The sequence below is a fragment of the Lysobacter korlensis genome (genome assembly GCF_042434515.1).
Map to the genome: position 1 here is coordinate 1 of NZ_JBHLTG010000006.1, position 26,820 is coordinate 26,820.

The following is a 26,820-nucleotide window of genomic DNA, read 5'->3' on the forward strand; positions in this document are numbered from 1 at the left end:
TCGCCGAACTCGTGCTCGAAGCCGGACTGCTGACCCCCGACGAGGTCGAACGCATCCTCAGACCGGAACGGCTGAGCAACATGGTCCCGTTCACCGGCGCCTTGGAGCTCGCACTCCCGTCCCAGCCCCCGCCACTCGACGAAGACCGCGCATGACGGCGCTCGATTCGTCGTATTCGGTGCATACGGATTCGCTCAGGGACGTCGAGCCGGCCAGAGAGCCGCTCGATCAGAGGAAAGAGTAGGTCATGGCAGAACTTCTCGAGTACGCCACCGCACCGGAGGTCGCCCGGGCGGCCGCGAAAGATGCAATCGATACGCTGAGAGCGGCGATCGCCCGCCACGGCGCAGCGGTCTGGGTGCTGGCCGGCGGGAGTTCGCCCATGGCGGCGTATCGGGTGATCGCGGAAGAGATGAACGACGCGCTCGACTGGGGTCGTGTCACGGTGCTCATCGGCGATGAGCGACTCGTTCCCGTCAGCGACCCGAGCTCGAACTGGGGGTCGATCGCGCCGGTCCTCTTCGCGGGCAGCAGGACGGCGAGGATCCAACAGGTGGCGCCTCCGATAGGGCCGGATCCTGACGAGACGGCAGCCGGCTATGCCCGCGCCGTGTCGGCCCTCCCCTCGGGGGCGCGCGGCGCCCCACGAGTGGATCTGCTTTGGCTCGGGGTCGGTGAAGACGGGCATACGCTCTCGCTGTTCCCGGATCATCCCGGCATGGCGGCCACGGAATCCCTGGTGATCGCCGTGCGGGACTCGCCGAAGCCACCCCCGACCAGGATCACCCTCACCTTGCACGCGCTGCGGGACGTCGGGCGTGCGGTCATCCTGGCAGCCGGGTCGGGCAAGCGGAACGCGGTGAGGATCGCACGGCAGACCGGCACGCTGCCGATCGGAGCGGTCGCCTCGCACATCGAATCCACCGGGGGTGCCGTCGTATGGCTCGTCGATCACGCTGCGTCGTCGTAGCATCGCGGGGATCGGCGAGCGACCGGGCCTCGATCACGATCGTCCGGAAGGCGGCGCGCTGATGGGCGCATCGTCCGAGTTCAGCGTCTTCGCCATCGACGGCATTCCGGAGATCGCCGCGGGTGACGACCTTGCGGCCATCCTCGGCGACGCGGCCGACGGCCGGGTGCGGGCCGGCGACATCGTCGTCGTCACGTCCAAGATCGTCAGCAAGGCGGAAGGCCGGCAGATCGCTGCGTTGGACCGCGAGAAGGCGATCACGGCAGAGACGGTGCGCGTGGTCGCGACCCGGACCCATGCGGGCGGAGTGACACGGATCGTGGAGAACCGGCAGGGGCTGGTGCTCGCCGCCGCCGGTGTCGACTCCAGTAACGCTCCGGACGGGACGGTGCTGCTTCTGCCGAATGATCCGGACGCCTCCGCCCTGGCATTGTGCAGCGCACTGCGGAAGCGGTTCAGCGTGCCGCTCGGAGTCGTGCTCAGCGACACCTTGGGAAGGCCGTGGAGGATCGGGCAGACGGACGTCGCAATCGGAGCCGCCGGCATCCGCGTGGTCGACGACCTCCGCGGATCGCGCGACTCGGGAGGGAAGAGACTTGAGGCTACCGTCGTGGCCGTTGCCGATGAGCTGGCGGCGGCCGCCGAGCTGGTGAAGGGCAAGTCTGATGGTCGACCCGTGGCGGTGATCCGCGGGCTCGACCACTTGGTCGCCCCACTCGAAGGACCGGGTGCCCGAAGCCTTGTTCGTCCCTCGACCGAGGACATGTTCCGGCAGGGCAGCGATGAGGCATGGAAAGCCGGCTTCGAGGCAGGCGTCAGGTCACAGCGCCCCGGCGGCTGAATCGCGCGTCCCGCCAGACGCCCGTCTCGAGGATGTCCTCAAGCACGGCGACCGCGTCCCACACATCCGTGTGCGACACATAGAGCGGAGTGAACCCGAACCGCACCAGGTCGGGTGCGCGGAAGTCGCCGATGACACCTCGTTCGATGAGCGCCTGCATGATGGCGTACCCATCGGCGAGTCGCAGCGAGACCTGGCTCCCCCGCTTCGATGACTCGCGCGGGGTGACGACCTCGACGCCCCAGCGGGCTAGCCGGGTGTCCACCAGCGAGATGAACAGCTCCGTGAGCCGGAGGCTCTTCTCGCGCACCTGCGCCATGTCCACCTCGCTCCAGATCTGCAGGCTCGTCTCGAGCGCCGACATCGAAAGCAGCTGGGGAGTGCCCACGCGGAAGCGGCCGATGCCGGCCGCCGGCGCATAGTCGACTTCGAAGTCGAACGGGCTGGCGTGTCCGTGCCAGCCGGTCAGCGCGGGCCGTGCCGACGACTGGTGCCGCTCGGCCACCCAGATGAACGACGGCGAGCCCGGGCCGCCATTGAGGTACTTGTACGTGCAGCCGACCGCGAAGTCGGCTCCGGCCCCGTTCAGGTCGACGGGGACGGCCCCGACGCTGTGGCACAGGTCCCACACCATGAGGGCCCCGGCCGCATGGACCCGCCGGGTCACGTCTGCCATGTCGTACATCCGGCCCGTGCGGTAGTCGACATGCGTGAGCACGACGACCGCCACATCGTCGTCGAGCACGTCGTCGAGGGTCGGGCCGTCGTCCGCGATCAGCCTGCGCCCGAGGGGTTCCTCCCCGCCGAGCAGGGTCTGAACGCTTTCGAGAACATAGAGGTCGGTCGGGAAGTTGCCCCGCTCCGAGACCACGACGCGTCGCCCGGGGCGCAGCCGGACGGCGGCGACCGCCGCCTGGAAGACGCTTGCAGAGGTCGAGTCGCCGAGGACCACCTCCCCGGGGGCCGCCCCGATGAGCGGAGCGATGCGGTCACCGATGACCCGAGGCTTGTCGAACCACCCGGCGTCGTTCCAGCTCCGGATCAGCCCGGTTCCCCACTCCTCGGTGATCACGCGCTGCATATGCGCGGGCGTGTCCCGCGGGAGTGCGCCGAGTGAGTTGCCGTCGAGGTAGATGACCCCTTCTGGGAGCGTGAACCGGTCCCGGAAACGGCCGAGTGGGTCCGCGTCGTCGACGGCGGTGCACGTCGCGCGGTCGATCGAGAAGAGGCGACCCGGTGCGGTGGTGCTCATGTGGTCAGCGTCCCTTCGCTTGTCAGGAGGACCGACCGGGGCGCTAAGAATCGTTCGGCGTTCCCGGAGCGGATGGCGGACTTCTGCGCGGTGGTGAGGAAATCAGCGCCCTCGAGGACGTTTCCGACGGGTCGTTCGCCCAACGGATAAGGGTAGTCGCTGCCGAGCATCACCTGCTCGGCGCCGAGGGTGTCGACGAGCAGGCGCAGCGCGGCGGGATCGAACACGACCGTGTCGACGCTGAACCGGTCGACGTAGGCGGTGGGCGGCTGGTCACTCACCCCGATGACGTCGGGCCGCTGGTGCCACGCATTCTCGAACCGGCCCAGCCAGAATGCGAAGGACCCGCCGCCGTGGGCGAACGCGATGCGCAGCGACGAGGGGACACGGTCGAAGACGCCGCCGAGGATCATCGCGAGAATCGAGAGGTGCGTCTCGGCGGGCATTCCGGTGAGCCATCGGGCCATCCAGCGGTCGAGCCGTGGCGATCCGGGCATGTCCCACGGGTGCACGAACACCGGGACCTCCCGTGCGGCGCAATGCTGCAGGAACGTGACGATGCCCTCGGAGTCGAGATCGCGGTCGCCCACGTGGTTGCCGATCTCGACACCGACGTGCCCGGCATCGATGGCACGGTCGAGCTCCGCGCACGCGGCGTCGGTGTCCTGCAGCGGCACCTGGGCGAACGGCACGAGCCGGTCCCGGGCCGGCGCGCAGATCTCCAGCGCGAGGTCGTTGAAGATCTGCGCAACCTTGGCGGCCTCCGCGCCGGGCTTCTCATACGAGAAGAACACCGGCGTCGGGGAGACCACCTGGATGTCGACGCCGTCGGCGTCCATGTCTGCCACACGGGCCTCGGCGTCCCAGCAGTTCGCGGAGATGCGGCGGAACTCCTTCGAGCCGACCATGATCATGGCATCGCGCTCGGAGTCCAGACGCAGCGATGGCCACACACCGGGCCCGCCCGCCGTGGACAGGTCTGGCCAGCCCTTCGGCACGAAATGCGTATGGACGTCGATTGCCCGCACGGGGCTTCAGCCCTTGCCGGGGTGGACTGCCCCGCAGCTCGGGCAGGTGCGGCCCTCTTCGCTCTCGTAGAACTCGCGGAACACCGGCGGCAGGTCCTGAACGATGTCGCGGACCTGCAGCTCGACCTCGTGCACCTTCGTGTTGCAGTTCGGACAGAACCACATGAACTTCTCGAGGGTGCCCTCCTCGCGGATGCGCTCGATGACGATGCCAATCGAGCCGGCCTCGGGGCGCTGCGGGGAGTGCGGGATGTCGCGCGGCAGCATCCACATCTCACCCTCACGGATGTCGATGCGCTTCGGGCCGTCCTCGGTCATGAGGTTGACGTGCATGTTTCCGCGGTACTGGTAGAACCACTCCTCGTAGGGGTCCAGGTGGAAGTCGGTGCGCTGGTTGGGGCCGCCGACGACCTGGACGATGAAGTCGCCCATCGGCTCCCAGGCCTGCTTGTTGTTCACCGGCGGCTGCAGAAGGTGCTCATGCTCCTTGATCCATGCGGCGAAGTCGATCACGGGTGGGATGGTGCTCACGGTTCCTCCTTGATTGTGGCGTCGGATATCGGGCTCGAGCGCCTCGCGATCGCCTGGATCTCGATGCGCAGGTGGGGGTGCGGCAGATCGTGCACCGCGACGGTGGTCCGGGCCGGACCCGTCTCGTCGAAGTAGTCCGCCCAGACGGCGTTGTAGCCGCCGAAGTCGTTCATGTCGACGAGGAAGGTGGTCGTCTGCACGAGGTCGTCGAGTGTGCAGCCGCATGCGGCGAGCACCCTCCGGATGTTCTCGAGCACGGCGCGGGTCTGCACCGCGATGTCGAGGTTCGTGGTGCCGAACTCGTCGACTTCGGCGCCCTCGATCGTGTTGTCCGGGCGCCGGCTCGACGTGCCCGACACGAACACCAGGTCGCCGGACACCTTCGCGTGCGGGAACCGGCCGCGCGGGGTGGCGCCTCCCGCGACGGTGACGCCGTCTGAGCCGCTCATCGTGCCTCACCCGCGTCGATCCGCACGGAGACCCGGCCGAGTCCCGTGATGCTCGCTTCGACCACTCCGCGCTGCGGCACGGGCACGGCGACCGTCGCCGCGCCGGCGAGCAGCACCATGCCGGCGCGCAGCGCGAACCCGTAAGTCCTCGCGAGGCGGCTCGCCGCGACGAGCGCGCGCCCCGGATCCCCGAGGATCGCGGCGGTCGATCCGGTCTGCGCCAGCCGGCCGTCGATCTCCAGGTGGACCGCGCGATTCTCCACCCGGCCGGCATCGGCGGGGCGCACCCACGGTCCGATGGCGAACGCCGCGGCGGAGGTGTTGTCGGCGACCACATCGCCGAGGTCGAAACGGAAGTCCCGGTACCGCGAGTCGATGACCTCCAGTGCCGGGGCGATCCCGACGACGGCCGACGGGTCGGGGGAGCTCTCGGCGTCCACGTCCGCGCCCAGCAGGTACGCGACCTCGGGCTCGATCCGCGGATGGATGCAGGATCGCAACTCGAGCCGCCCGCCGTCATCGATCCGCATGCCGTCCGTCACCGTGCCGAGGATGACGTCGTGGACGCCCATCTGCCGAGCCTTCGCCTGGCTGGTGAACCCGAGCTTCAACCCGGCGATCCGGTCACCCCGATCGATGCGGTGCGCGAGGAGCGCGTGCTGCACCGCGTACGCGGCGTCGAGCCCGATCGGCTGCCGCGCGGAAGGCTGCTCGACCGGCGTCGCCGTCAGCCTGGCATCGTCCAGGATCGCCGCCAGCGTCACCGGATCGTTCGCGATGCCGTTCATGCGCTGCCCCCGCTCGCCGGGGCGGCGTCGCGGGCGCCGACGAGATCGAGTGCGACGTCGACGATCATGTCCTCCTGGCCGCCCACCATCTGGCGGCGTCCCAGTTCGATGAGGATGGCGCGGGCATCGACTCCGTGCCGTTCCGCGGCGCGCTCGGCGTGAAGCAGGAAGCTCGAGTACACGCCGGCGTAGCCGAGGGTGAGGGTCTCGCGGTCGACGCGCACCGGACGCCGCTGCAGCGGGCGGATCAGCTCTTCGGCGGCATCCTGCAGTGCGAACAGGTCGCAGCCGTGATGCCAGCCGAGCAGGCTCGCCACCGCGATGAACGCCTCGATCGGCGTGTTCCCAGCGCCGGCGCCCTGCCCGGCGAGCGAGGCGTCGACGCGGTATGCGCCGTGCTCGACGGCGGTGATGCTGTTCGCGACGCTGAGCGAGAGGTTCTCGTGCGCGTGTATGCCGATCTGGGTCTCCGGCGCGAGCGTGTCCCGGTAGGCGTCGACCCGCTCAGCGACGTCGCGCATGGTCAGCCTGCCGCCCGAGTCGGTGACGTAGACGCAGTGCGCACCGTACGACTCCATGAGCTTCGCCTGCTCGGCCAGTCCCCGCGGGTCGTTCATATGGCTCATCATGAGGAAGCCCGAGACGTCCATGCCGTGGTCGCGGGCCCAGCCGATGTGCTGCGCGGCGACGTCGGCCTCGGTGCAGTGAGTCGCCACGCGCACGCTCTGCACACCGAGGTCGCGGGCTTTGGCCAGCTGGTCGATCGTCCCGATTCCGGGGAGGATGAGGGTCGTCAGCTTCGCTCGCTTGAGCACCGAGGCGGCGGCTTCGATCCAGCGCTCGTCGGTGCTGGCGCCGTGTCCGTACGCGACGCTCGACCCGCCGAGTCCGTCGCCGTGCGCGACCTCGATCGCATCGACGCCGGCGGCGTCGAGGGCGGCCGCGATCTCGCGGACCTCGTCCTCCGAATAGCGGTGCGCGACGGCGTGCATCCCGTCGCGGAGCGTGACGTCCTGCACGTACACCCGGGGGCCGGTGGTCGACGTCATGCGCGGGCTCCAAGCCGGTCGGCGACAAGGCGCTCGGCGACGCGCAGCGCGGCGCTCGTCATGATGTCGAGGTTGCCGGCGTACTCCGGCAGGTAATGCCCGGCGCCGGCGACCTCGAGCAGGATGGTGACTCTCGTGCCGCGGAACGGGCGATCCAACGCCGGAACGTAGGCGTGGTCGGCCGTGTCGAACTGCACCTCCTGCTTGAGCCGGAAGCCGCCCACATAGCCCTGCACGTCGGCGACCATCGCGTCCACGGAGGCGCGCACGGCGGCCTCGTCGACCTCGCCCTCGACGAGGCAGTAGATCGTGTCGCGCATGATGAGCGGCGGGTCCGCCGGGTTCAGCACGATGATCGCCTTGCCGCGTTCAGCGCCGCCGATATGCTCGATCGCGCGCGAGGTCGTCTCGGTGAACTCGTCGATGTTCGCCCGGGTGCCCGGACCGGCCGACTTGGACGCGATCGAGGCGACGATCTCGGCATAGGCGACGGGCGCGACGCGCGAGACCGCGGCGACCATCGGCACGGTCGCCTGACCGCCGCACGTGACCATGTTGACGTTCGTCGCCCCGAGGTGCGCTTCGAGGTTGACGACGGGCACGACGTACGGTCCGATCGCCGCGGGCGTGAGGTCCACCATGATGCGCCCATGCGAGCGGATGAGCGCATCGTTGTGGGCGTGCGCACCGGCCGAGGTGGCGTCGAACACGAGCTCGACGTCGTCGAACTCGGGCATGCGGATGAGGCCGTCGACGCCTTCGTGGGTCGTCGCGACCCCGAGCCGCCGGGCGCGGGCCAGTCCGTCGGACCGCTCGTCGATCCCGACCATCGCAGCGACGTGGAGGGTGCTCGAGAGGCGCTTGACCTTGATGAGGAGGTCCGTGCCGATGTTGCCCGAGCCGATGATGGCGACGCCTGTAGTCATGCGGCTGCTCCTTGCGCAGGGGATTCGACGAAGTCGGCGGAGACCTCGCCGAGGCCGTCCAGACGGGCGCGGAACACCCCGGTGGTCGCGGCGATCATCGGCCCGAGGGCTCCGGAGAGGATCACTTCTCCGGCGCGCAGCGGTCGGCCGTGCCGGGCGACCGCCCTGGCAAGCCACGCCACCGCGATGACGGGGCTGCCGAGACACGCGGCGCCCGATCCGGTCGAAACCGGTTCGCCGTCGAAGTCGAGGCTCATGCCGACGGCGGCCAAGTCCAGCCTGTTCAGCGAGCGCGGCGTCGTGCCGAGCACGATGGCACCGCTCGAGGCGTTGTCGGCGATGGTGTCCGTGATGGAAATGTTCCAGCCGGCGATCCTCGAGTCGACCACCTCGATCGCGGGAAGCACGAACTCGGTGGCGCGCAGCACGTCGGCGACGTGCGTGGTGGGGGAGTCGAGATCGCGGCCGAGCACGAAGGCCACCTCCGCCTCGACCCGCGGCTGGAGAAAGCGGGAGAGGTCGAGCGGCTCACGGTCTGCCACGACCATGTCGTCGAGGAGCACACCGTAGTCGGGCGTGTACACCCCGAACTGTGCCTGCACCGACGCCGAAGTGAGACCGATCTTGCGGCCGACCACGCGACGGCCGGCGGCGATGCGCCGGCCGATGCCGAGCGACTGCACGGCGTATGCCTCGTCCTGGTCGGCGCCGAGCAGGTCGCGCACCGGCGCGCAGGCGGTGCCGGTCTCGGACGCGAGCCGGAGTCGTTCGTCCGCTGCCTGCACCCCCGCGCTCACGTCCCCACCCGTGGTGCTTCCCGGCGTCAGGTCGTTCACAGCTGCACGCACACGTTCGTCGCCTCGGTGTAGAACTCGAGCGAGTGGTTGCCGCCCTCGCGCCCGATGCCGGAAAGGCCGACGCCGCCGAACGGGCTGCGCAGGTCGCGCAGGTACCAGCTGTTCACCCACGACATGCCGACGCGCATGCGCTGAGCGACGCGGTGGCCACGCGTGAGGTCGCTCGTCCAGGTCACCGCCGCGAGCCCATAATCGGTGTCGTTGGCCAGAGCGATCGCCTCCTCCTCGGAGTCGAACGGGATCAGCGCCGCGACGGGACCGAAGATCTCCTCGCGGACGGTGCGGTGCAGATTGTCGAGTCCGGTCCAGAGGGTCGGTTCGATCCATGATCCCGTGTCGAGGCCGTCACCCAGCGACGGGATCCCGCCCCCGGCGAGGACTGTGGCGCCGCCCTCACGTGCGAGCTCGAAGTAGGAGAGCACCTTCTCGCGGTGCTTCTGGGAGATGAGCGGTCCGGTGGTCGTCGCGGGGTTCGCCGGCCGGCCGAGACGCAGGCGTGACGCCGCCTCGGCAAGGCCGGCGGCGACGTCGTCGAAGATCGGTCGCTCGACGTAGATCCGCTCGGTGCACAGGCACACCTGACCGGTGTTCAGGTACGTCGAACGGGCGAGCCCCGCGATCGCCGCGTCGAGGTCCGCGTCGGCGAAGACGACGGCGGCGTTCTTGCCCCCGAGCTCGAAGGAGACGGGGCGCACCAGCGGAGACACGGCGCGCATGATCGCCGACCCGGTCGAGGTCTCGCCGGTGAAGGTGACGCCGTCGATGCCGGGGTGCCTCGTGAGGGACTCGCCCGCGGAATCCTGGCCGAAGCCGTGCACCACGTTGACGACGCCCGGTGGCAGGCCCGCCTCGAGAAGGAGCTCGGCGAGCAGGGTCGCCGATGAGGGGGTCTCCTCGGAGGGCTTCACGACGACCGTGTTGCCGGCGGCGAGCGCGGGAGCGAGTTTCCACGTGAGCAGGAGGAGCGGCAGGTTCCAGGGGACGATCACGGCGACCACGCCGAGCGGCTGCCGCACGGCGTAGTTCAGCGCCCGACGACCGTCGGGCAGCTCCGTGAGGTACGAGTCCAGACCCGCGGCCGCGATGACGTCGGCGAACGCGCGGAAGTTCGCGGCGGCGCGGGCGACGTCGAGCTCCCGGGCGAGCGCCTCGGGTTTGCCGGTGTCGCCGACTTCGGCGACGACGAGATCGTCGAAGCGGCGTTCGATGGTGTCGGCGATGCGACGCAGGATCGTCGCGCGCTCGTTGACCGTCATGCGCCCCCACGGCCCGTCGAGGGCTGCGCGCGCCGCGGTGACGGCTCGGTCGACCTCGACCGGGCCGGCTTCGTGGACTTCCGCGATCAGGGAGCCATCGACCGGGTTTGACTTGTCGAAGCCCCGCACCCCGTCCACCTGCTCGCCGCCGATGAAGTTGCGCAGCTGCCGAGGTTTCCCCGCGATCGGATCGGTCACGCGAGCCACGTCTTCTCGGGGGTCATGCAGTCGACGCTAGGAACTGGAGGCGATACCCACAAATGCTCTCTTGTGGCGGTGCCATGTCCGTTCGGCTATAGTTCCCGGCGTGGTCGCAGATCGCCTTCTCGACGGTCGGCTGAAGATCCGGCACTTGGTCCTCGTCACCACCATCGCTGACGAGGGCACGCTGCTGCGCACCGCGGAGTCGCTGCATGTCACCCAGCCGGTCGTGACGCGGGGGCTGCGCGAGGTTGAGGACGTCCTCGGGGTGTCCCTCTTCGAGCGCCTGCCCCGCGGTGTGACGCCGACGGAGTACGGCCGGCCGTTCATCGAGCGCGCCCGTTCCATCCTCGCCGAGCTGCGCACCGCAGGGGAGGAGGTGCGGCTGCTCAAGTCGGGCCAGCTCGGCACGGTCACCGTGGGCACACACCTCGCAGGCTCGAACCTGCTGCTGCCGCGGGCGATCGCCGCCCTCAAGGCCGAACACCCGCAGCTGACCGTGATCGTGCGCGAGGCGACGCCCGACACCCTTCAGCAACTGCTGCTGGCGGGCGACCTCGACCTGACGGTAGGCCGGCTCTCGCCCGCAGTGCCGGTGCGTCTGGAGCAGGAGCGACTCCATCAGGAGCCCATCCGGCTCGTGGCGCGGACCGGGCACCCCGTGCACGGTCGGTCCAAGGTGTCGCTCGCGGACCTCGTCAGCTTCCCCTGGATCTTCCCCGTCGCCCAAACCGCCCTGCGCGCCGAGCTCGAGGCTGTCTTCTTCCAGGAGGGGCTCCCGCTGCCGACCGACCGCGTCGAGTGCACCTCGATGCTGACCCTGCGGCATCTGCTCGTGAACAGCGACGTGGTCGCGGCGCTCCCGATGTTCATCGCCGTCGACGACGGTGCGCTGCGCATCCTCGACACACCGCTGAACTCGATCCGCCGTTCGGTGGGCGTGACGGTGCGCAAGGACCGAACGCTGTCCGGGGGTGCCGCGGCCCTGCTGACCCACCTGCGCGCTGAAGGGTCCCGGCTCTCAGCGCTGGAACGCGAACATGCGCGGACTCAGTAGGGGGCGGCCCGGGTAAGGCGCCCGGCAGGCCGCGCCCAGCGGTCAGCCGAACCAGAGTCCCGGGCGGCCGCCCGCGTGCATTCTCAGTGAGTGCACGATCGCGTCGGGCATCTCTGACCCGGACACCCCGATCAGCGGCTGGTTCTTGGTCACGTGCAGCGTGCCGCCATCCTTCCCGGTCACCGTGAAGTCAAGGGTGGCGAACGACTGCGACGGGTCGCTGACCAGCACCGCACGGGCTTCGTCGAGGCCGACCGTCGCCAGAGCGAACGTGACCATCGCGTTGACGTTGCGGGGGTATCTGGCGGCGACGCCGCGCACCGGGCCGTCGTAGAGGACCGACGAGTTCCGGACGTCCGACGGGGCCGGTTCGAAGGCTTGTGGCGGTTTGACGAAGGTGATGGTCGCGGATCGCCAGGCGGACGGGCGACCTGCGAGCGACTCCAGACCGGTCAGTGCGCCGTACGGGACCACGATGCGCCTGCCGTGCTTCCGGGCCGACGCGACGAGCTGTTCCCTTCGGACGTCGTCGACGAGGCCGCCGGCAGACACGACCATGAGGTCGGCATGCGAAAGGATCTGTTCGCCGTATGTGGCGATGATGTCTGGATGAGCCGCCTCGATCACGAGATCGGTGCCGTCCAGGAGCTCTTCGGTGAGCTCCGACGTGGCGGGCCAGGGCACGTCGGCGACCGGGGTACGGGTGAGGACGAACGAGAGTTCGAGGCCGTCGGTGGACACGATGTGATCGACCAGATAGCTGCCGATGGCCCCATGGCCGATGACACCAACTCGCATCGACGCCTCCCGTTCTCGCTTGTCGTGCGTCCGCGTCGAGAGTACGGCAGAGATTCGCGGGGCCCGCGCGCGGCGGTCTCCGACGGTATGTCCTCCCGGTCATGCCGGCGAGCAGTTTAGATATTGGCCGGCATTGCGCCATGCGGCAACACTGTCAAGGACGGTGCGCCGCTGTGTCGTGGCCGTCAGTACCACTCTTTGTTCCCCCAGCCTGGAGGCGAAATGGCCGGCTCTCCCTACGTGCCCGATGCGAAGAAGTACGACCCGAAGGATTTCGAGCGGGTCGCCGGCGAGCCGCTCGATCCCGATGCGGCCAGCTGGGGCATGCAGCCGGATGGGTCGTTCCTGCCGCCCGCGGAGACGCCATCGGTTCCCCGCGACGTCTTCATCGACTGGCCGGGACAGCTTCCCTACCGCGATCCCGAGACGTACAGCCTGAACGCGACGGCCGAGGCGTTCTACCCGATCGTCGTCAACACGAGCCACTCGTGGCAGGCGATCTACAACTGGGAGGGTCGCCGCTACATGCTTCACTACGGCGGAGGGAACCGCTGGAACGTGTACGACATCACCGACCCCCGCGACCTGGTCGTCGTCGCGGAGGAGACGCTGCCGTGGACCGGCCCGGGGTTCGGCGCGGTCACCATCCAATGGAATGAGAAGCTCGGCAAGCACATCGCCATCCAGGCCAGCGAGACCCCGAGGTACTTCCTCAAGGGCCGTGTCGCCAACAAGTGGACTGACCCGACCGTCGAGGGCCAGCTGCTGGAGTGGGAGGGCCTGCGCGGTTTCCGGGTGTTCGAGGTCAACGGTCCGACGCCGCACGACTGGACACTGCTGACGGAGGTCTCGACCGACCCGAACCATGGCCCAGACGAGGTGCAGGAGGGAAACGGTGTCCTGGACCTTCCCGTGTACTACGGCGACCAGTACCTCTTCGTCGCGACCGCACCGGACAACACCTTCATCAATCAGCCGTACCGCACCACGCTCTGGACCGCCGGCCACGCAGCCTACGACGTGTCCGATCCCGCGAACCCGGTCCACTTGTCGACGTGGTGGGTGCCTGGCTCGCGCAAGGGCGAAGAGGAGGACTCGCCGTATCTTGCGGAGAACGCGCGCTGGAACAACAAGACATCCTGGTTCGGCTCGCGGATGGGCATCTTCATGCCGCGCGCTGTCGAGTCCGGGTGGCGGTACGGCTACGCGGCGCAGGGCGGGCAGGGCTTCTTCGTCCTGGACGTCTCGGATCCCGCGAACATCCACCATGTCGGATGGTGCGATCTTCCGGTGAGTGTCGCCGGCACGGAGGGCGACAACGTCGACACGACCCAGGTCGAGGAGACCGGCTACGTGTACGTGTCGGGCTATCCGATGAACACCGACTGCTATGAGCCGGCAAAGGAGATCTACCAGATCGATGTGAGCGACCCGACCCAGCCCCGGGTGGTGCGCACGATGCCGCGGCCCATGCCGCCGGCCGAGGCGGCGTTCACCGACTGGGCGCAGCGGCGCGGTTCGTTCGGCCCGAAGCGTTCCGGCTACTTCATCAACACCGGCACTCCGCACGGCAAGATCATCCCGTACGCGTTCTACGCCGCGGGGCTGCAGATCTTCGATGTCCGCGACCCGGAAGATCCCAAGGTCGGGGCGTACTTCGTTCCTCCCATGGGGCTCAAAGACGACGACGATCTCGCCGCGCCGGTCCACGGCATCTTCGTGGAGTGGGACCGCAACCTGATCTGGCTGTTTGCCAACCACGGGATCTACGCCGTCTCGACTCCGCTGCTCGGTGAGCCGGTCATCGGACTGGCGGAGGCCGGGGCGTCCGCTACCGGCTGATCCGCATCGAACCCGCCCGGGCCTATGGTCGGCCCGCGCGGGAGGCCGGTTCGCTTGCTCGCGTGCTCCTGCCGTAATATTCCGACCGGAACAATTCCCGACGAAGAAGGGACAGGCGCGACCATGACAGGCCTCAGCCCGCTCGCCATCTCCGCGTTGGCCCTGCTCGCCGAGGCCGAGATGCATCCCTACGAGATGTACCAGCTGATGCTCCGGCGGCGGGAGGACCGGGTGCTGAAAGTGAGTGCCGGCTCGCTCTACCGCGCGGTCGAGCGGCTCGCGGCCGACGGGCTGATCGAATCCTGCGGTGTGGAGCGCTCGGGCCACCGGCCCGAGCGGACGGTCTACGCCATCACGGATGCCGGTCGGCAGGCGCTTCGCCAGTCCCTCGCGGAGATGCTCGGCGAGTACGTCAACGAATACCCCCGTTTCCCCGTCGCCATCCGAGAGGCGCGCAATCTCCCCGCCCCGATCGTCGCGCGCCTGCTTCGCGAGCGGCTCGCGAAGGTCGACGCCGCGATCCGGATGCTCGACACATCGCTCGAGCGCATCGCGGCGAAAGAGCTCGCCCGGCACTTCGTGCTCGACGTGCATTACACCCGGGCGATGCTCGAGGCGGAGTCTTCGTGGATCGGGCAGACGATCGGGCAGCTCGAGGCAGGCGAGCTGACCTGGCCCGCTCCCACCGCCTCGGGCGCTCCGGCCGGGCTGCACTCCGCTGGTGCGGCGTTCCCGGATCCCGACGCCTCACCTCCGCCGACAGACGGCCGCTGACCGCGCACGCGGCCGCGCCGATCACCCCTCCTCGAAGGCATTCCATGAACCAGACCGCCAAGCCGTGGCTCGCCCTGTGGGCGCTGCTCATCGGCTTCTTCATGATCCTCGTCGACACGACGATCGTCGCCATCGCGAATCCGGCGATCCTCAGCGACCTCGACGCGGACCTCACCGGGGTCATGTGGGTGACGAGCGCGTACCTGCTCGCCTACGCGGTGCCGCTGCTCATCACCGGCCGCCTCGGCGACCGCTTCGGTCAGAAGCGCATCTACCTCATCGGCCTGGTGGTCTTCACGCTCGCCTCACTGGCCTGCGGCTTCGCCGGGAACATCGAGATGCTCATCGCGACCCGCGCGGTGCAGGGCTTCGGGGCCGCCCTCATGAGTCCGCAGACGATGGCCGTCATCGCGCGTATCTTCCCGCCTCAGCGGCGCGGTGCCGCGATGGGGCTCTGGGGTGCGGTCGGCGGCGTCGCGACGCTGGTGGGCCCCATCCTCGGGGGCGTGCTCGTCGACTCGCTCGGCTGGGAGTGGATTTTCTTCGTCAACGTGCCCGTCGGCGCCATCGCGTTTGCAGCCGCCTGGCGTTTCGTGCCGAATCTCGACCGGCACGCACACTCGTTCGACTGGCTCGGCGTGCTGCTCTCCGGCGCTGGGATGTTCCTGCTCGTCTTCGGCATCCAGGAAGGCGAGACATACGAGTGGGGCACGATCGCCGGCCCGATCTCCGTGTGGGGCCTCATCACGTGCGGCGTCGTGCTGCTCGCCGCGTTCGTGATCTGGCAGCGCTTCAAGCGCACGGAGCCGCTTCTGCCGCTCAGCCTGTTCCGGGACCGCAACTTCTCGCTGTCGAACGCGACCATCTTCCTCGTGGGCCTCGCGATCACGGCGATGCCCATGCCGCTGGCCTTCTACTTCCAGGTCGCCCGAGGTCTGGAGCCCACGCAGGCGGCCCTCATGCTCACGCCCATGGCGGTCATCTCCACCGCACTCGCTCCCTTGGTCGGCAGGCTCAGCGACCGCGTCGGCCCGAAGTGGATCACGTTCGTCAGCTTTCTGGCCGCCGCACTCGCCCTGGCCTGCTACGGCGCGCTGCTCACCCCGGACATGCCGTTCTGGGTGCTGCTGCTGCCGTCGGCGCTGCTCGGGGTGGGCGTGGCCGGCATCTTCGCCCCGCTCGCCTCGACGGCGACCCGCAACCTGCCGCGGACACATGCCGGGGCCGGCTCGGGCGTCTACAACCTGACCCGTCAGGTCGGATCGGTGCTCGGCTCAGCTGCGATCACGGCGCTGCTCAGCGTCCGCCTGGCGGCCGAGCTCCCCGGGTTCGCCGGGGACGCAGCCGGCGGCGATGGCCGGTTGCCCGTCGAGCACGTCGAGGGGTACACGGCGGCGATGTCCCAGTCCCTCTGGCTCTCAGGAGCGGCATTCGCTCTCTGCGGCATCGTCGTGCTCTTCTTCGCGAAGCCCAGAATCACGGTCGCGTGGGGGGATGAGCCGAAACCTGGTGCGCCCGCCGTCGACCAGCCATCCGCAGCCGCCGCGGACGCATCGTGAACAAGGGACGCAGAGTGGACAAGGAGATCGGAGAAGCGAGGACCGGGCCCGCCCCGCTCGTCCGACGGGCGGTTGCGCGACGCGCCATCCGCCTGATCCGGGTGCCGGTGCCCACTCCGAGAGCCATAGCTTTCTTGACCGGAGCAATGCCGGTTCGATCCGTCTTCACGCGGTCGACCGCATCGGCGCATTCGGCGGTGCTGAGGAAAACCCTGGTGAGACGCGCATTTCCGTCGATCCCCACGGGGTGGGCCGAGTCCATTTCAGGGCTCAGCGCTGCGTTGCCGCCGCGCGGGATCCATGCTTTGCTGTCCGGCAGTCAGAGAACGAACTGGATCCAGAATACATCCCCGTTCAGAGGAGGCCGTCAGTGACGACGTCGCACCAGCCACGCCAGCGGACCGAGTCACGACCGTCGCCGTCTGCCCCGTCACCGAAGGTTGAGGATGCCATGCCGCTGAACACCGGCGGTGGTCGGCTCGTCGTGAACTCGCTGAAGAAGGACTACCAGCTCGACGGGGCGACGGTCCCCGTGGTCGAGGGCGTCACGTTCACCATCGAGCCGGGGATGTTCTATTCGCTGTTGGGTCCCTCCGGCTGCGGCAAGACCACCACGCTGCGTTGCGTCGCCGGGCTGGAGACCAGCAACGGCGGGGAGATCACGCTCGACGGGAGGGTGCTCTCCACCGGGGGCGTGCACGTGTCGCCGGACAAGCGCGACGTCGGCATGGTGTTCCAGAACTATGCGATCTGGCCGCACATGACGGTGTTCGCCAACGCGGTCTTCCCCCTCCAGGTGTCGGCGGGGAAGCTGCCGAAGAAAGAGGCCAAGAAGCGTGCGATGGAGGCTCTGGAGCTCGTGCAGCTCGACGGGTACGCTCATCGGCCGGCCACGGCGCTCTCCGGCGGGCAGCAGCAGCGTCTCGCCCTGGCCCGTGCACTCGCGCACCGCCCGAAGCTGCTGCTGCTCGACGAACCGCTGAGCAACCTCGACGCGAAGCTGCGCGACACGATGCGCAATGAGCTGCGCAGCCTCCAGCAGCGACTGGGAATCACCGCGCTCTACGTCACGCACGACCAGTCCGAGGCGCTGTCGATGTCGGATCGAGTGGCCGTGATGAACAAGGGCCGCATCGTGCAGGAGGCCACGCCTCGGGAGCTGTACTTCCAGCCGGCGGACCGGTTCGTGGCCGACTTCGTCGGCCGCGTGAACATGATCGCCGCCATCGTGCGCGACCGCAGCGAGGACGGCAGCGCCGTCGTCGAGGCGTTCCAGACGCGCATGGTCACGCCCTGCCCGAGCGGGGTCGCGAACGGCGACGAGGTCACCATCACCTTCCGCCCGGAGAGCGTTCGCTGGCACGAGTCCGCACCGGACCGCCCGAACGTGCTGCCTGCCCGCGTGGTGCGGGTGGAGTTCCTGGGCGAGATCGTCGAGTACGAGGTCGAGATCCTGAAGGGTCAGAACGTCGTCGGCAGTGTCGTCGCTCGCGGTGCCCCATCGGGATCACCGTCCGCGGGCAGCACCGTCTACGTCGAGCTCGCCCCGCAGGCCTGCCGCGTGCTCGCGGCATAGCAACACCCCTTCACACCAGCAGATCCGCATCAGAGAGGATACGTCGGATTATGAAAGCACTCAGGACGCGCCGAGCACCCATCGTGCTCGCGGCAGCAGGCACGCTGCTGCTGAGCTCATGCGCCGCTCAGCAGGAGGAAGCACCGGGCGCCGTCGCGCCGACCGGCGACAGCGCGCAGGCTACCTGCGACGCTGTCCAGGTCGGCGAGTTCACGCGGTGCGAGAACTTCTACGAGGACTTCTGGCCGGAGATCGACCGCCAGATGGACGCCCTGTACGAGCAGGCGAAGACGGTCGATGGCGGCCGTCTCGTGATCTGGGACTGGTATGAGCTGGCGCCGGAGGTGATCGCCGAGTTCAACAAGCGCTACCCCGACCTCGAGATCGAGACCCGCGGCCTCACCTACAACCTTCCGTCCGCGGTCATCTCGGCGAAGGCGACGGGCGCGCGCAACACGGACATCCTGTCCGGCTCGCTCGTCTCTGCGGCGGCGATGACCGACGAGGGCTACTGGGCCGACGTCGACTGGACGGAGTTCGGCGTTCCCGAGGAGTTCCTCACGATCGGCGCGCCCGAGATGCTGCCCGACAGCATCAACGGCTCGCTGATGCAATACAACACCGACAAGATCGAGGTGCCTTCGTCGCTCGAGGGGCTCGTAGACCCGACGTACGAGGGGAAGGCCTCCATCGCGAGCTACAACTCGATCGTCTTCGCCGCGTACGGCATGGCGAACGGTGAGGAGGCGATGGTCGACCTCATCGCCGACTTGAAGTCGTCCGGCACGCTGTCGGTGCTCGAAGACCAGAACTCGCCGCTGTCCAGCGGAGACGTGCCGATCGCGCTCGGCCAGACCCTGTTCAACCCGAACCCGAGCCTCGATGTCGAACCGTTCGAGCACTCAGGCGTGTTCGCGCAGTTCTCCGGGGTGAACGAGGCTGCATCGAACAAGCCGGGCGGCATGCTCTGGTCGCTGTGGAACGCGTACGACCCGGACTGGCTCGAGCTGCGGATGACCGATGAGCGGTTCGCAACGACGCAGGTGCCGTACCCGGGTCTGCCGGCTTCGGTGTTCGAGCAGGCCACCGGCCTGATGAAGACCAATGCCGATGCGCTGCTGCAGAGCCTCGAGGACGGGGCGATGATCGAGACCCAGGAAACCCGCGACGAGTGGATCGCCATGATCGGCGCCGCTGACGCAGCGCTGAACGGATAGCACATGTTCGAGGTAGGACGGGCCACGAAGGCCAGGCGCTCCCGGCCGACCACGATGTCGGTCGCGATGATGATCGCCGGGACGGTGATCGTGCTGCTCCTCTCGATCCCGCTCGTCGTGCAGGTCATCACCGCGTTTCGTGGCCCGTTCCTGCCGTTCGGTGTTTCATCTGCACGCTGGTCGACGGAGAACTTCGTCACCCTGTGGGGGCTGCGCGAGGACTTCTGGTCCGTGCTCGGCTCGACTGCCGTGTTCGTCGGCGGGTCCACACTGCTCTCGCTCGCGATGGCGTTCGGACTCGCGTGGCTGACCGTGCGAACGGACATCCCGTTCCGGCGGGTGATCTCCGTGCTCGTCATCGTGCCGTTCATCATCCCGCCCATCGTCAAGGCGCAGGCCTACCTGCTGATGCTCTCGCCGGAGTCGGGGGTGCTCAATCAGCTCCTGCGACTCCTGCCGGGGGAGGCGGTGGTCGACCCGTACGCGTTTTCGACGATGGTGGTGATCCAGTCGCTCACCAATGTGACGTTCCCGTATCTGATGATCGTGCCGATCCTCACGAACATGGACGGCTCGCTGGAGGAGTCGGCGCGGGTGTCTGGCGCGTCGTGGGCGGAGACGCTCCGGCGCGTCACCCTCCCGATGCTGTGGCCGGGCCTGCTCGGCGTTGCCGTGCTGACGTTCATCCTCGGGCTCGGCAGTCTTGAGGTGCCGCTGCTGTTCGGGCAGGAGTCAGGGAAGTCGATCTTCGCGCTCAAGCTCTGGACGCTCATGAGCGCCAACGCGGGAGAGCTGCCCCAGTACGGTCTGGCCGCGGCCTGGGGCTGCGTGTTCCTGGTCATCACGACGGTGGCCTTCATCGTCTACCTGCGGGCGACCCGGGACGCCGAGCGGCGCGCGTCCGTCTCGGGCAAGGGATTCCGGCCGACGATCATGACGCTCGGGCCCTGGCGCATCCCCGTGCTGATCGCGGTCCTCGTCTTCGTCCTGCTCACCGCAGTCCTGCCGCTGCTCGCACTGTTCTGGGCCGCCATCACGCCGTTCCCGATAGCGTTCTCGTTCTCGGCTCTGGCCGAGCAGACGCATTTCACGGCCTTCGGAGTGGTGCTGAGCGACCCGGAGTTCTGGGCCTCGCTCGGCCGAACGCTGATCATCGCGGGCGGAAGCGCCACGATCGCGTCGGTAGCGGCGACGGTGCTCGCATACGGCATCGCGCGGAGCCGGCCCACGATCCGGACGAAGGCGGTCGACCTGTTCGCCTCGTCGTCGGTCGCCATTCCCGCGGTGATCGCCGGCTTCGCGATGTTCCTGACCTTCATGGTGATCAATCCCGTGATCCCGCTGGCCGGCACCCTCGCCGCCCTCGTGCTCGCATACTCGTACCGGGTGTCCATCGCGTACCGCGCGGGGTTCAGCGCGACGCTGCAGATCCGGAAGGAGCTGGAGGAGGCCGCGGTGATCAGCGGCGCCAGCCGGCTCGAGGGGTTCCGCAGGATCGTCGCCCCGCTGCTGATGCCGACGGTCTTCGCCGTCTGGATCCAGATGTTCATCCTCGGCACCAATGAGTTCACGCTACCCGCCTTCCTGGCGACGCCGGAATCGCGGCCGCTGTCGGTCTATATGTACGCGATGATCAGCCCGCGATCGGCACAGATCTACGCCCCCGATCAGGGCGCGGCGATGGCGCTGATCTTCACCCTCCTCGTCTTCGCGATCGGGTACGGCCTGCAGTGGGCGCTGTCGCTCCGGGCGATCGGCCGAGCGAGGCGGCGCCCCGGAGGCATCGGCGTCGCGGCGCTGCCCGTGGCCGCGGTGCCCGAGGAGGAGAGAACGGACACCGTGTCGATCGCGCTGGAGGACCGGCGCACTCCGCGCGGGCGCTGAAGAGCCGGTCCTCCGCGCCGGTGTCCGGGAGATGCAGCCGCCGGAACCCGGATGCCCTCGACCCCGGCCCTTGGTCCGGCGATCGGGGTTTCGGGCGTTCGACCGCCGCGTCAGGAAGAGAGCAAGACCCGCTATGCGTGAAGCGATCATCGACACCGGTGCGATCACAGCGAACGTCCGACGGCTGAAGACGGTCGCGGGTGTTCCGGAGTTCATCGCGGTGGTCAAGGCCGACGGGTACGGGCACGGTGCGCTCCGGTCCGCGCGTGCGGCCATCGACGGCGGCGCAACACGAGTCGCGACGGCCGACCTCGAAGAGGCCATGGCACTGGTCCGGCAGGGGATTCGCGAGGTCCCCGTTCTCGCGTGGTCGCATCGTCCCGGTCCGACCTTGAGTGTCGCCGCAGCGCACGGCATCGAGATCGGTGTCGGCTCGAACGAACAGCTTGAAGCTGCCGCGGCGGCGGCCGGCGCTGGGCGTCCGACGCGGATCCACATCCAACTCGAGACGGGGCCCGGTCGCGGTGGGGCATCGCTGGAGGACTGGCCAACGCTGTTCACCAGGGCGCGACGGCTGCACGAGTCGGGCCGTATTGACGTCGTCGGACTCTTCAGCCACCTCTCCGGGGCCTCGCGTCAGGACGATCTCGGGCAAGTGAGGGCCTTCGACCAGGGTGTCGACATCGCAAATCTCGCCCGCCTCGATCCGCCGCTGCTTCACCTCGCGGCGACGAGCGCCGCCATCTGGTTGCCGGAGGCCAGATTCAACGCGGTCCGCGTCGGGCTCGGAATCTACGGTCTGTCGCCAACGCGTGACGAATCATCCGCTCCGATCGGCCTTCGGCCCGCGATGACGCTGCGCGCGCCGGTTGTGGCAGTGCGCCGAGTCGGGGCTCATCACGGCGTCTCGTACGACCACACCTATCGCACCTCACGGTCGACGACCCTCGCTCTGGTGCCGCTCGGCTACGCCGACGGAATTCCGCGAAGCGCCTCGTACGAGGGGGCCGTGACGCTCCACGGCCGCCGCTATCCGCTCGCCGGCCGTATCGCCATGGACCAGCTCGTCATCGACGTCGGGGATGATGCGGTTCGGGTCGGCGACGTGGTGACCGTCTTCGGCGACCCGGCGCGCGGTGCGGTGTCGGCGGACGAATGGGCGAGGGCGGCCGGCACGATCAACTACGAGATCGTGACCCGGATCGGCGCGCGGGTGACGCGTCGTTCGATCGGTGCTCTCCAAGATCCGGCGCGCGGACGGAACCGCGTGACACGGCCCCTCGCTCCCTCCGGAACACGGCGACGCGGCGGACCAGCCGTCATCTCCGCCTTTCCGGCCCGGCCGCCCGGGTGGTCGTGAAGCGGGCGTGGATTGTGTGTTCGGTCCGCCGCCCGAGGGTCGAGGCTCGGCGGTCGACGTTCCCTTCCGCGCTTGCCGCAGCGGCAAGAAACCGCGATCTTTGCGGTTGTAAACGGGATTTTGGATCCCGACTGCCGCCAGAATCGCAAGAGAGGGTCAACTGAGAAGGGGCGCACGTGACGTCGGAGAGTGATGCTGTGCGAGAGGCCACACCCATCAAGGTCTTCTTCCTCTCGGACAGCACAGGCATCTCTGCCGAGACCATGGGCAACGCCCTGCTGCTGCAGTTCCCCGACCTCCTTTTCGAACGCCGACTGCTTCCGTTCCTGACGACCGTCGACGAGGCAGAGCGCGTCGTCCGCCGCCTGGATGCGGCGGCCGCTTCGGGCCCGGCGATCGCCTTCTCCACCGCAGCGGTGGAGGAGGTGCGGCAGGCGCTCCTTCGCACGAGCTGTCCGTTCGTCGACTTCTTCGGCATCCACATGACGACGCTCGAAGAGGTGTTCGGCCGTCGCGGGGTCCGGGAGGCAGCCCGACTGCACGGTATGGGTGACGTGAAGCGGTACAACGCCCGGATGGCAGCGGTGGAGTACGCACTCGAGCACGACGACGGCCAGAGCCTGCGCGCGCTCGATAAGGCGGACGTCATTCTCCTCGGTCCTTCCCGTTGCGGGAAGACACCTACCGCCATGTACCTCGCGCTGCAGCACGGCGTGTTCGTGGCGAACTATCCCCTGCTCGATGAGGATCTGCGGACGGCCGAGCTGCCGCGGCCGGTGCGTGCTCTGAGCGAGCGCTGTTTCGGCATCACCACCACTGCCGCGCGACTCGCGCAAGTCCGCGAGCAGCGACGCCCTGGATCCAGCTACGCGTCCCTGGAGCGATGCAGAACCGAACTGCGCCAGGCGTCCCGGCTGTACGCCGCCCACGGCGTTCCCACGGTCGATTCCTCGGCACGGTCCGTCGAGGAGATGGCCACGCTGGTCCTTCAGTCCCGAGCCGCCGCCGGCGCCCAATAGAAAGCACCAGATGACCGAGAACATTCTTTGGTTCGACGAGATCGGCATGGCCGACGTCGACCGTGTCGGCGGCAAGAACGCCTCCCTGGGAGAGATGGTGAGCAGTCTCGCCCATCTCGGCGTCTCCGTCCCCTTCGGGTTCGCCACGACAGCCGCCGCGTTCGACTCTTTCCTGACGGACACCGGACTGGCGGATCGGATCGCCGCGATACTGCAGGGACTCGAGGTCGATGACATCGGCGCCCTGAGCTCGGCCGGCACTCGGATCAGGGAAGCGATCATGTCGGAACCGTTTCCGACGGCACTCGAGCGAGACATCCGGTCCGCATACGAGACACTGGCCGACGGCGACGAGCAGCGCTCGTTCGCGGTGCGGTCCTCGGCGACGGCAGAGGATCTGCCGGACGCGTCCTTCGCAGGTCAACAGGAGACCTTCCTCAACATCCGCGGGGCGGACGCCGTGATCCGCGCGACGCACGAAGTGTTCGCTTCTCTCTACAACGACCGTGCCATCGCCTATCGGGTGCACCATGGCTACCAGAACGCCGCCGTCGCCCTGTCCGCGGGCGTACAGCGTATGGTCCGCTCCGACCTCGCCTCGTCCGGTGTGCTCTTCACCATGGACACCGAGTCCGGATTTCAGGACGCCGTCTTCGTCACATCGTCCTACGGTCTCGGCGAGATGGTCGTTCAGGGTGCGGTGAACCCGGACGAGTTCTATGTCTACAAGCCGGCGTTGCGCGCCGGTCGCCCGGCGGTGCTGAAGCGCTCGGTCGGCTCCAAAGCCGTGAAGATGATCTACAGCCCGGACATGGCGGTCGGACGCACCACCTCGATCGTCCCGGTCGGTCCCGCCGAAGCGAACCGGCTCTCCCTCACCGACGGCGAGGTCTCCGAGCTCGCAGGCTTCGCGCTGCTGATCGAGGATCATTACGGCCGGCCCATGGATATCGAGTGGGCGAAGGACGGCATCGACGGCCGCCTGTACATCGTGCAGGCCCGGCCGGAGACGGTTCAGTCGCGTCGCGAGGCGGGCCGACTCACCCGGTATCGGCTTGAAGCCGGCGGGCGTGTGCTCATCGAGGGGCGCGCCATCGGGCAGAAGATCGGCGCTGGACGCGTCCGGGTCCTCGACTCCATCGAGCAGATGGAGGGGTTCATGGCCGGCGAGGTGCTGGTCGCCGACATGACGGATCCGGACTGGGAGCCGATCATGAAGCGTGCCTCCGCCATCGTCACCAACCGGGGCGGGCGCACCTGCCACGCCGCCATCATCGCTCGCGAGCTCGGAATCCCCGCCGTCGTCGGGACCGGTTCGGCGACGGAGCTGCTCGCCACCGGTCAGCCGGTCACGGTCTCGTGCGCGGAAGGCGATTCCGGTTTCGTCTACGAGGGGGTGCTGCCATACGTCGTCGAAGAAAGCGATCTCGGGAACATGCCGGATCTGCCGGTGCAGATCATGATGAACGTCGGCACACCCGACCAGGCGTTCACCTTCGCGCAGTTGCCGAACGCCGGGGTCGGTCTCGCCCGCTTGGAGTTCATCATCAATCGCCAGATCGGGGTTCATCCGAAGGCGCTGCTCGAGTTCGATCGACTCGAGGAGCCGCTCAAGTCCAAGGTCGCGTCCGTCGTGCAGTCGCACGCAAGCCCACGGCGGTTCTTCGTCGACCGGGTGGCGGAGGGCGTGGCAATGATCGCGGCCGCGTTCGCACCCCGGACCGTCATCGTGCGGATGTCCGACTTCAAATCGAATGAGTACGCGAACCTCCTCGGCGGCGAAGCTCACGAGCCGCAGGAGGAGAACCCCATGCTCGGCTGGCGCGGTGCTTCGCGCTACCTCTCCCCAGGCTTCGCAGAGTGCTTCGCGATGGAGTGTGAGGCGATCCGCTACGTCCGCGATGAGATGGGTCTCACCAACGTCAAGCTCATGGTGCCGTTCGTGCGCACCCTGGCCGAGGCGGAGGGAGTCATTGCGCTGCTTGCACGGAACGGCCTGGTCCGCGGCGAGAACGGTCTCGAGATCGTGATGATGTGCGAGCTGCCCTCGAACGCGATCCTGGCGAGCGAGTTCCTCGACCACTTCGACGGCTTCTCGATCGGGTCGAACGACATGACACAGCTGACGCTCGGTCTCGACCGCGATTCCGGGCTGGTCGCCGGTGCATTCGACGAGCGCGACCCCGCCGTGAAGCGTCTGCTCTCCCTTGCGATCCGGGCGGCGAAGGCACGCGGCAAGTACATCGGAATCTGCGGACAGGGACCGAGCGACTACCCGGACTTCGCGGAGTGGTTGCTCGGTGAGGGTATCGACTCGATCTCCCTCAACCCGGACACGGTCGTGGAGACCTGGCATCGGCTGGCGTCCGGCGTGCGACCCGGTGGGGGTGAGCCGGCCCGCTCTGTCCAGCCGGCGTGATTCCACCCGTTCTTGCGTCCCCGCTCTTCCCAACACGAGCAAAACGCGAGAAACTGTATCCAGAATCCAAAACTGACGGGAGAATCGGTGCTACCACTCAAGCTCGGCTACAAGGCGTCCGCAGAACAGTTCGATCCTCGGGAACTCGTGGAGATCGCCGTCGCGGCGGAGGGCCACGGGATGGAGAGCGTCGCGGTCAGCGATCACTTCCAGCCGTGGCGCCACACCGGTGGGCATGCGCCGTTCTCCCTCGCCTGGATGGCGGCCGTCGGCGAGCGCACCTCGACCATCCAGATCGGCACCTCCGTGATGACCCCGACCTTCCGGTACAACCCGGCGGTGATCGCGCAGGCGTTCGCCACGCTGGGCTGCCTGTACCCGGGGCGCATCATGCTCGGGGTCGGCACGGGGGAGGCGCTGAACGAGATCGCGACCGGGTTCCGGGGCGCCGGCCCGCAGGACTGGCCGGAATTCAAGGAGCGGTTCGCCCGCCTTCGTGAGTCCGTTCAGCTGATGCGTGCGCTGTGGGCGGACGACCGGGTCAGCTTCGAAGGTGAGTACTACAGCACACAGGACGCGAGCATCTACGACCGGCCGGAGGGGGGCATCCCCGTGTACATCGCCGCCGGCGGTCCCGTCGTGGCGAAGTATGCCGGCCGCGCCGGCGACGGCTTCATCTGCACTTCCGGCAAGGGGGCCGAGCTCTACGTGGACAAGCTGCTGCCTGCCGTCGCGGAAGGTGCGACCGTGGCAGGGAAGGACCCTGCGTCGGTCGACCGGATGATCGAAATCAAGATCTCGTACGACACCGACGCGGATGTGGCCCTGAACAACACGAGATTCTGGTCCCCGCTCTCGCTGAGCGCCGAGGAGAAGCACTCCATCGACGACCCCGTGGAGATGGAGCGAGCCGCCGACGCGCTGCCGATCGAGAAGATCGCCTCGCGCTGGATCGTCGGAAACGATCCCGAAGAGGTCGTCGCGGCGGTCGCCCGGTACGTCGAGTGGGGCTTCAACCACCTCGTCTTCCACGGGCCCGGCCACGACCAGCGCCGGTTCCTCGAGTTGTTCGAACGAGATCTGGCTCCGAGGCTCCGCGCGCTGGCGTGATCCGGGAAGTGGCGCGCCGGCCGGGGAGCGGCGCGCCACCGACCGGCCCGGCATGCC

General features: G+C 68.4%; 23 protein-coding genes. 13 read left to right on the forward strand and 10 right to left on the reverse strand.

The features are described from left to right. Positions 1 to 247 precede the first annotated feature (247 nt). Together pgl and cofE are read left to right on the forward strand one after the other, a co-directional pair. Complete coding sequence (gene pgl, locus ACFFGH_RS22260) at positions 248 to 970, forward strand: 6-phosphogluconolactonase (protein ID WP_386672430.1); 723 nt, start codon at positions 248 to 250, stop codon at positions 968 to 970. Next, positions 930 to 1,811, forward strand: coding sequence for a coenzyme F420-0:L-glutamate ligase (gene cofE, locus ACFFGH_RS22265; protein WP_386672432.1), 882 nt, complete (start codon positions 930 to 932; stop codon positions 1,809 to 1,811). The genes pgl and cofE overlap by 41 nt, the downstream gene beginning before the upstream one ends. On the opposite strand, the gene kynU is transcribed toward cofE, so the two are convergent. The 9 genes from kynU to ACFFGH_RS22310 are packed head-to-tail and all read right to left on the reverse strand — an operon-like array spanning position 1,786 to position 10,145. Continuing rightward, entirely contained in the window at positions 1,786 to 3,063 is a 1,278-nt protein-coding gene (gene kynU / locus ACFFGH_RS22270) for a kynureninase (RefSeq protein ID WP_386672434.1), read from the reverse strand. The genes cofE and kynU overlap by 26 nt on opposite strands. After that, positions 3,060 to 4,091: an amidohydrolase family protein gene (locus tag ACFFGH_RS22275; RefSeq protein WP_386672435.1), complete on the reverse strand. Its 1,032-nt coding sequence runs from the start codon at positions 4,089 to 4,091 to the stop codon at positions 3,060 to 3,062. Before ACFFGH_RS22275 ends, kynU begins: the two co-directional genes overlap by 4 nt. A gap of 6 nt (positions 4,092 to 4,097) precedes the next feature. Beyond that, positions 4,098 to 4,622, reverse strand: a complete 525-nt coding sequence (locus ACFFGH_RS22280) for a 3-hydroxyanthranilate 3,4-dioxygenase (RefSeq protein WP_386672437.1) — start codon at positions 4,620 to 4,622, stop codon at positions 4,098 to 4,100. Further along, positions 4,619 to 5,071, reverse strand: coding sequence for a RidA family protein (locus tag ACFFGH_RS22285; RefSeq protein WP_386672439.1), 453 nt, complete (start codon positions 5,069 to 5,071; stop codon positions 4,619 to 4,621). Before ACFFGH_RS22285 ends, ACFFGH_RS22280 begins: the two co-directional genes overlap by 4 nt. Further along, positions 5,068 to 5,859, reverse strand: a complete 792-nt coding sequence (locus tag ACFFGH_RS22290) for a 2-keto-4-pentenoate hydratase (protein ID WP_386672441.1) — start codon at positions 5,857 to 5,859, stop codon at positions 5,068 to 5,070. The genes ACFFGH_RS22285 and ACFFGH_RS22290 overlap by 4 nt, the downstream gene beginning before the upstream one ends. After that, positions 5,856 to 6,908 (reverse strand): 4-hydroxy-2-oxovalerate aldolase, encoded by a 1,053-nt coding sequence (gene dmpG, locus ACFFGH_RS22295; RefSeq protein WP_386672442.1) that lies wholly within the window; start codon positions 6,906 to 6,908, stop codon positions 5,856 to 5,858. The genes ACFFGH_RS22290 and dmpG overlap by 4 nt, the downstream gene beginning before the upstream one ends. Next, a complete protein-coding gene (locus ACFFGH_RS22300; RefSeq protein WP_386672444.1) occupies positions 6,905 to 7,834 on the reverse strand; it encodes an acetaldehyde dehydrogenase (acetylating) in 930 nt (309 codons plus the stop codon). The genes dmpG and ACFFGH_RS22300 overlap by 4 nt, the downstream gene beginning before the upstream one ends. Next, positions 7,831 to 8,682, reverse strand: a complete 852-nt coding sequence (locus ACFFGH_RS22305; protein WP_386672446.1) for a 2-keto-4-pentenoate hydratase — start codon at positions 8,680 to 8,682, stop codon at positions 7,831 to 7,833. The genes ACFFGH_RS22300 and ACFFGH_RS22305 overlap by 4 nt, the downstream gene beginning before the upstream one ends. Beyond that, positions 8,667 to 10,145, reverse strand: coding sequence for a 2-hydroxymuconic semialdehyde dehydrogenase (locus ACFFGH_RS22310; protein WP_386672448.1), 1,479 nt, complete (start codon positions 10,143 to 10,145; stop codon positions 8,667 to 8,669). The genes ACFFGH_RS22305 and ACFFGH_RS22310 overlap by 16 nt, the downstream gene beginning before the upstream one ends. A gap of 109 nt (positions 10,146 to 10,254) precedes the next feature. Here ACFFGH_RS22310 and ACFFGH_RS22315 point away from each other — a divergent pair, with 109 nt between their 5' ends. Further along, a complete protein-coding gene (locus ACFFGH_RS22315; RefSeq protein ID WP_386672450.1) occupies positions 10,255 to 11,205 on the forward strand; it encodes a LysR substrate-binding domain-containing protein in 951 nt (316 codons plus the stop codon). A gap of 42 nt (positions 11,206 to 11,247) precedes the next feature. Here ACFFGH_RS22315 and ACFFGH_RS22320 read toward each other — a convergent pair whose 3' ends face one another. Beyond that, positions 11,248 to 12,003, reverse strand: a complete 756-nt coding sequence (locus tag ACFFGH_RS22320; RefSeq protein WP_386672452.1) for an aspartate dehydrogenase domain-containing protein — start codon at positions 12,001 to 12,003, stop codon at positions 11,248 to 11,250. 222 nt (positions 12,004 to 12,225) lie between these two features. Here ACFFGH_RS22320 and ACFFGH_RS22325 point away from each other — a divergent pair, with 222 nt between their 5' ends. From ACFFGH_RS22325 to fgd, 10 genes are all read left to right on the forward strand, one after another. Continuing rightward, positions 12,226 to 13,845 (forward strand): LVIVD repeat-containing protein, encoded by a 1,620-nt coding sequence (locus ACFFGH_RS22325; protein ID WP_386672454.1) that lies wholly within the window; start codon positions 12,226 to 12,228, stop codon positions 13,843 to 13,845. 123 nt (positions 13,846 to 13,968) lie between these two features. Beyond that, on the forward strand, positions 13,969 to 14,619 hold the full coding sequence (locus tag ACFFGH_RS22330; RefSeq protein ID WP_386672456.1) for a PadR family transcriptional regulator: 651 nt from the start codon (positions 13,969 to 13,971) through the stop codon (positions 14,617 to 14,619). A gap of 44 nt (positions 14,620 to 14,663) precedes the next feature. Then, entirely contained in the window at positions 14,664 to 16,178 is a 1,515-nt protein-coding gene (locus ACFFGH_RS22335; RefSeq protein ID WP_386672458.1) for a DHA2 family efflux MFS transporter permease subunit, read from the forward strand. Between the two features lie 451 nt (positions 16,179 to 16,629). Then, entirely contained in the window at positions 16,630 to 17,754 is a 1,125-nt protein-coding gene (locus ACFFGH_RS22340) for an ABC transporter ATP-binding protein (RefSeq protein WP_386672459.1), read from the forward strand. Between the two features lie 50 nt (positions 17,755 to 17,804). After that, complete coding sequence (locus tag ACFFGH_RS22345) at positions 17,805 to 18,971, forward strand: hypothetical protein (protein ID WP_386672460.1); 1,167 nt, start codon at positions 17,805 to 17,807, stop codon at positions 18,969 to 18,971. Between the two features lie 3 nt (positions 18,972 to 18,974). Further along, positions 18,975 to 20,855 carry an ABC transporter permease gene (locus tag ACFFGH_RS22350; protein ID WP_386672462.1) on the forward strand — a complete coding sequence of 627 codons (1,881 nt, stop codon included), beginning with the start codon at positions 18,975 to 18,977 and terminating at the stop codon, positions 20,853 to 20,855. 133 nt (positions 20,856 to 20,988) lie between these two features. After that, positions 20,989 to 22,215, forward strand: coding sequence for an alanine racemase (gene alr, locus ACFFGH_RS22355; protein ID WP_386672464.1), 1,227 nt, complete (start codon positions 20,989 to 20,991; stop codon positions 22,213 to 22,215). A 176-nt stretch (positions 22,216 to 22,391) separates the two neighbouring features. Further along, positions 22,392 to 23,234, forward strand: coding sequence for a pyruvate, water dikinase regulatory protein (locus ACFFGH_RS22360; RefSeq protein ID WP_386672466.1), 843 nt, complete (start codon positions 22,392 to 22,394; stop codon positions 23,232 to 23,234). Between the two features lie 10 nt (positions 23,235 to 23,244). After that, positions 23,245 to 25,653, forward strand: a complete 2,409-nt coding sequence (gene ppsA, locus ACFFGH_RS22365; protein ID WP_386672468.1) for a phosphoenolpyruvate synthase — start codon at positions 23,245 to 23,247, stop codon at positions 25,651 to 25,653. Positions 25,654 to 25,740: 87 nt separating this feature from the next. Further along, positions 25,741 to 26,763 (forward strand): glucose-6-phosphate dehydrogenase (coenzyme-F420), encoded by a 1,023-nt coding sequence (fgd, locus tag ACFFGH_RS22370; RefSeq protein ID WP_386672470.1) that lies wholly within the window; start codon positions 25,741 to 25,743, stop codon positions 26,761 to 26,763. Positions 26,764 to 26,820: the final 57 nt, after the last annotated feature.

Excerpts from the sequence above, each read along its gene's own strand:
- pgl (WP_386672430.1), top strand. The coding sequence starts at position 248 with ATGGCAGAACTTCTCGAGTACGCCACCGCACCGGAGGTCGCCCGGGCG.
- kynU (WP_386672434.1), bottom strand. The coding sequence starts at position 3,063 with ATGAGCACCACCGCACCGGGTCGCCTCTTCTCGATCGACCGCGCGACG.
- ACFFGH_RS22285 (WP_386672439.1), bottom strand. The coding sequence starts at position 5,071 with ATGAGCGGCTCAGACGGCGTCACCGTCGCGGGAGGCGCCACCCCGCGC.
- ACFFGH_RS22290 (WP_386672441.1), bottom strand. The coding sequence starts at position 5,859 with ATGAACGGCATCGCGAACGATCCGGTGACGCTGGCGGCGATCCTGGAC.
- dmpG (WP_386672442.1), bottom strand. The coding sequence starts at position 6,908 with ATGACGTCGACCACCGGCCCCCGGGTGTACGTGCAGGACGTCACGCTC.
- ACFFGH_RS22300 (WP_386672444.1), bottom strand. The coding sequence starts at position 7,834 with ATGACTACAGGCGTCGCCATCATCGGCTCGGGCAACATCGGCACGGAC.
- ACFFGH_RS22320 (WP_386672452.1), bottom strand. The coding sequence starts at position 12,003 with ATGCGAGTTGGTGTCATCGGCCATGGGGCCATCGGCAGCTATCTGGTC.
- ACFFGH_RS22325 (WP_386672454.1), top strand. The coding sequence starts at position 12,226 with ATGGCCGGCTCTCCCTACGTGCCCGATGCGAAGAAGTACGACCCGAAG.
- ACFFGH_RS22330 (WP_386672456.1), top strand. The coding sequence starts at position 13,969 with ATGACAGGCCTCAGCCCGCTCGCCATCTCCGCGTTGGCCCTGCTCGCC.
- ACFFGH_RS22335 (WP_386672458.1), top strand. The coding sequence starts at position 14,664 with ATGAACCAGACCGCCAAGCCGTGGCTCGCCCTGTGGGCGCTGCTCATC.
- ACFFGH_RS22340 (WP_386672459.1), top strand. The coding sequence starts at position 16,630 with ATGCCGCTGAACACCGGCGGTGGTCGGCTCGTCGTGAACTCGCTGAAG.
- ACFFGH_RS22345 (WP_386672460.1), top strand. The coding sequence starts at position 17,805 with ATGAAAGCACTCAGGACGCGCCGAGCACCCATCGTGCTCGCGGCAGCA.
- ACFFGH_RS22350 (WP_386672462.1), top strand. The coding sequence starts at position 18,975 with ATGTTCGAGGTAGGACGGGCCACGAAGGCCAGGCGCTCCCGGCCGACC.
- alr (WP_386672464.1), top strand. The coding sequence starts at position 20,989 with ATGCGTGAAGCGATCATCGACACCGGTGCGATCACAGCGAACGTCCGA.
- ppsA (WP_386672468.1), top strand. The coding sequence starts at position 23,245 with ATGACCGAGAACATTCTTTGGTTCGACGAGATCGGCATGGCCGACGTC.